Source organism: Rubrivirga sp., assembly GCF_049648075.1.
In the GTDB taxonomy this organism is placed as follows: Bacteria; Bacteroidota; Rhodothermia; order Rhodothermales; family Rubricoccaceae; genus Rubrivirga.
In genome coordinates this window covers 1-3,930 of record NZ_JBARYR010000029.1, presented here as the reverse complement: position 1 = coordinate 3,930, position 3,930 = coordinate 1, and the positions used below count along the sequence as shown (strand labels likewise).

Sequence of the window (3,930 nt, the reverse complement as noted above, 5' to 3'; positions counted from 1 at the left end):
CGGCGGCGCTCGCCAGCGCGGCGACGCTCCACCGACTCCGTCGCGCCCTCGAGGGCGCTCGGTCGGGAGCCCGCGTTGGAGCGTCCGCCCTCGAGGTCGAGAGCCGGTCGCGGAGCGCGGTCCAGTCGTCGTCGGTCGCGGTGGGCGCCGGGATGTCGCCCAGGCGCTCCCAGACCTCGGCGAGTGCGTCGCCGTCGGTCTCGGCCTCGAGGGCGGAGCGGAGTTCGGGGGGGAGGTCAGCGGGCATCGAGGTCGTACGCCTGGAGGCGGTCGCGGAGAGTACGGAGGCCACGGACGATGTGGTTGTTGACGGTGCGCGCTGAGCAGGCCATGACGTCGGCGGCCTCGGCGTGGCTAAGGCCGTCGAAGCGGGTCAGGGTGATGGCCAGGCGCTGGCGGTCGGGCAAGGCCTGTAGGAGGGTGGCGAGTCGGTCGGCGAGCGTGCGGTGCTGGGCGTCGGCGTCGGGACGTGGGAGGGCGGCCGGGGTCACCTCGGCGGCGTTCTGGTCCAGGAGCGTCCGCCGCGTCTGGGCGTCACGCGAGGCGTTGAGCAGCCGGTTCCGCACCGACCGTGCGAGGTACGCCTTGACCGACCGGTCCGGGTCGATGCGCTCGCGCTGTTCCCACAGCCGGACGAACGTCTCTTGGACGGCGTCCTGGGCCTGGGGGCCGTCGGCGAGCGAGTGAGCGATCCGGGTCAGCATCGGGTGCAGGTGGCGGAACAGGGCCTCGAAGGCCTCGAGGTCGCCCGACCGGGTCCGGCGCGCCCACTCGGCGAGCGCGTCGTCAGAGGCAGGCGGGGAGGTCACGAACGGAGAAAGGGAGGGGGGCGACGTGCGGGGTACCCGCAGCGAGCGGGCAATGACCAGTCTCGGACGAAACGGGTGGGGGATTCCCCGATTCGGTTTTTGCCACTGGTCATGCCGGTCGGGGTGGCGGGTACCGCTGGCAGTTCGGACGCACCGAACACTCCATTCCCCCACATCCATGCGTACTGCCACTCTCCTCGGCCTCGCGATCTTGCTGGCGCTCCCGGCGTCGGCCCAGATCCGCCTCCAGGTCATCCACAACGCGCCCGATCCCAGCGCCTCCACCGTCGACGTCTACGTCAATGGCGACTTGACCCTCGACGACTTCGAGTTCCGCACGGCCACGCTGTTCCTCGACCTGCCGTCCGATACCGACCTCGAGGTCGCCGTCGCGCCGGGCACCTCGGCCAGCGTCGCCGACGCGCTCGCGGCCCAAACCTTCAACCTACCGACCGGCGCCTACCAACTCATCGCGAGCGGCGTCCTCGATGCCGACGACTTCGCGGACAACCCGAGCGGGACCGACATCGGATTCCAACTCCTCGCAGGTACGAACGCCCTCGAGGTCGGGGGCTCCACGGAGGCCGCCGCGGTCCGCGTGGTTCACGGTTCGCCCGACGCACCGGCGGTCGATGTCCGCATCGCGAACGTGGACGGGCCGCCGCTCGTCGACGACGCGTCGTACACCGACATCACGGGCTACCTGGCGCTCCCGACGCTCATCGCCGTCCTCGATGTGACGACGGCTGATGGCGCGGCGACCGTGGCGTCCTTCGAGGTCGACCTGACCGGCGCGGGAGGCGCGGCGGTAACGGTCCTGGCGTCGGGCTTCCTCACTCCTGGCGACAACCAGGACGGTCCGGGCTTCGGTCTGCTCGCCGTGTTCGCCGATGGGACCACGGCGCTTCTAGAAGCCCCGTCCTCGATCGCCCGCTTGCAGGTGATCCACAACGCCGCCGACCCCGCCGCGTCCACCGTCGACGTCTACGTCAACGGCGACATCTTGCTGGACGACTTCGCCTTCCGCACGGCGTCCCCGTTCATCGACGTCCCGGCGGACACCGACCTCGAGGTCGCGATCGCGCCGGGCACGTCCTCGAGTGCGGGCGACGCCGTCTTTACCCAGACGTACTCGCTGCCCGACGGGTCGACGACGCAGCTCATCGCCAACGGCGTCTTGTCGCCCGGTGACTTCGAAGCGAACCCAGACGGCGTCGACACGGCGTTCGAACTGTTGGTCGGTGGCGATGCGCAGGAGGCGTCGAACGGTGACACGCGTGTTGCCATCCGTGTCGTCCACGGCTCGACCGACGCGCCGACGGTCGACGTGCGCACCGGTGGGTCCGTTCTCGTCGACGACGCCACGTACACCGACGTGACGGGCTACCTCGAGGTCGAGCCGGACACGTACCAGCTCGACGTCACCACGGCGGACGGCACGACGACGGCCGCCTCGTTTATCGCTGACCTTTCGGCGGCGGGCGGCGGGGCCGTGATGGTCTTGGCGTCGGGCTTCTTGTCCCCGGACAACGACCAGAACGGCCCGGCCTTTGGCCTGCTCGCCGTCTTCCCGGACGGGACCGCGGCCCTGCTTCCGGCCGGCGTCGTGAGCGTCGACGAGGCACCGGAAGCCGGAGTTCTAGCCCTCGGCCTGCCGGCTCCGAACCCGGCCGTCGGCGCGACCCGCTTGTCGTTCTCCCTCGAGGAGGCGGGCTCGGCACGGCTGGTCGTCTACGACGCTCTCGGCCGGGCGGTCGCGACGCTCGTCGACGGACAGATGAACGCCGACGCCTTCGAGGTCGACCTCGAGACGGCCGGTCTGGCCGCAGGAGCCTACATCATCCGGCTCGACACGTCGGCCGGGTCCAGGACACGAGCGCTGACGGTCGTCCGCTAGCGTTCGTCGCTCCGTCCTCGAGGTCGCCACGTCGAGGACGGAGCACTGTTTGGAGCTGCCTCCCTGCGGGGATCTGTGGCCGGCTGCTCGCCGCTCCTCGCCTCGCGAGGTCCACTCGCCCGCATGCTCACGCCAGGGGTGCGACGCGACGTCGATTAGAGACCGACGACACGGAGCAGTCCGGCACGGGTCTCCGCAGGGGGGCAGCTCGTCCTCGAGGACGGGCTACAGGTAGCCGCGGCCGTAGGGCGGCGTCGGACGGCGAGGGCCGTGCGTCTCGGGCGAGACCTCCGCGGCACGGAACGTCACCGGGCGCTCCGCTTGCTCGTCGACCCATTTTGATGCGCGACGGCGGATGGCACCGGACGAGCGGCGCGGGACGGCTCCGTAGACCGGCTTGACGGCGGCCAGCTTGCTCCGGCCGAAGCCCCACTGGATGCTCCCGTAGGTCGACGGGTCGCGGCCATCGAGGCTGAGACGATCGTTGAGCAGGCACGCCGTCTGCCACGCGTCTTGCGGTGTCGGGCGCCACTTGATGATCTGCTTGACCCAGTACATGCGCAGGTTGTTGTGCATCCAGCCGTCGAGCAGGAACTGCTTCTGGGCCGCGTTCCAGACCGGGTCGTCCGTCTCGGCGTGGGTCAGCTCATCGAGTGAGTAGATGTGCGGACGCTCGTCCTCCGCGTGGGCCTCGAGCGTGGCGCGGGCGCGCTTGGGGATGTTCTCGTACGACGCCGGATCCGCCTCGACGCGGGCTAGGTGGTGGTAGTACTCGCGCCAGGTCAGCGTCTCGTCCAAAAACTTCCACCGCGCCGCGCTGTGGACGTCGGCGGCCTTGACGTCGAGGGCGACCTCGCGCGGGCTGAGCACGCCGAAGTGCATCCAGGGCGACAGCCTCGACGTCGACGTCGGGTCCGACGGGTCATTGCGGTGAAAGTTGTAGTTGGGCAGCACCTCCTTCACGGCCCACGCCAGCTGGTCCAGCGCCGCCGCGCGGGACCCGTCCCAGTCCGTCGCCGCCGGGACGGTCATGTCGACGCCGCACGTCGCGATAAACGCGTCGAGGTCGTCCTCCAGGCTGTCCGACTCGACCTCGAGGTCGCCGTCGTAGCGGGAGACGTCCGGTGCTTGCTCGAGGTCGGTGGCGAGGTGGAGCCCTCGCAACTTGGTCGCGGCGGCGCGGAACGCTTTCGTGGCTTGGTGCGGGCCGGGCACGGCGTTCAT

Annotated in this window: 3 protein-coding genes and 1 pseudogene; 1 reads left to right on the top strand and 3 read right to left on the bottom strand. The window is 70.4% G+C overall.

Annotated elements, in window-relative coordinates:
• Positions 1-247, bottom strand: a 247-nt coding sequence (locus tag WBA11_RS00835; RefSeq protein ID WP_424518837.1) for a hypothetical protein, incomplete at its 3' end; no start/stop codon positions are given.
• On the bottom strand, positions 237-809 hold the full coding sequence (locus WBA11_RS00830; RefSeq protein ID WP_424518836.1) for an RNA polymerase sigma factor: 573 nt from the start codon (positions 807-809) through the stop codon (positions 237-239). The genes WBA11_RS00835 and WBA11_RS00830, both read right to left, overlap by 11 nt.
• Positions 810-987: 178 nt before the next feature.
• On the opposite strand from WBA11_RS00830, the gene WBA11_RS00825 reads away from it, so the two are divergent.
• Positions 988-2,706, top strand: coding sequence for a DUF4397 domain-containing protein (locus WBA11_RS00825; protein ID WP_424518835.1), 1,719 nt, complete (start codon positions 988-990; stop codon positions 2,704-2,706).
• A gap of 225 nt (positions 2,707-2,931) precedes the next feature.
• Here WBA11_RS00825 and WBA11_RS00820 read toward each other — a convergent pair.
• A pseudogene (locus WBA11_RS00820) lies at positions 2,932-3,930 on the bottom strand (DNA photolyase); the annotation flags it as partial.

Coding starts and splice junctions, on each gene's coding strand:
- WBA11_RS00825 (WP_424518835.1), top strand. CDS start 988: ATGCGTACTGCCACTCTCCTCGGCCTCGCGATCTTGCTGGCGCTCCCG.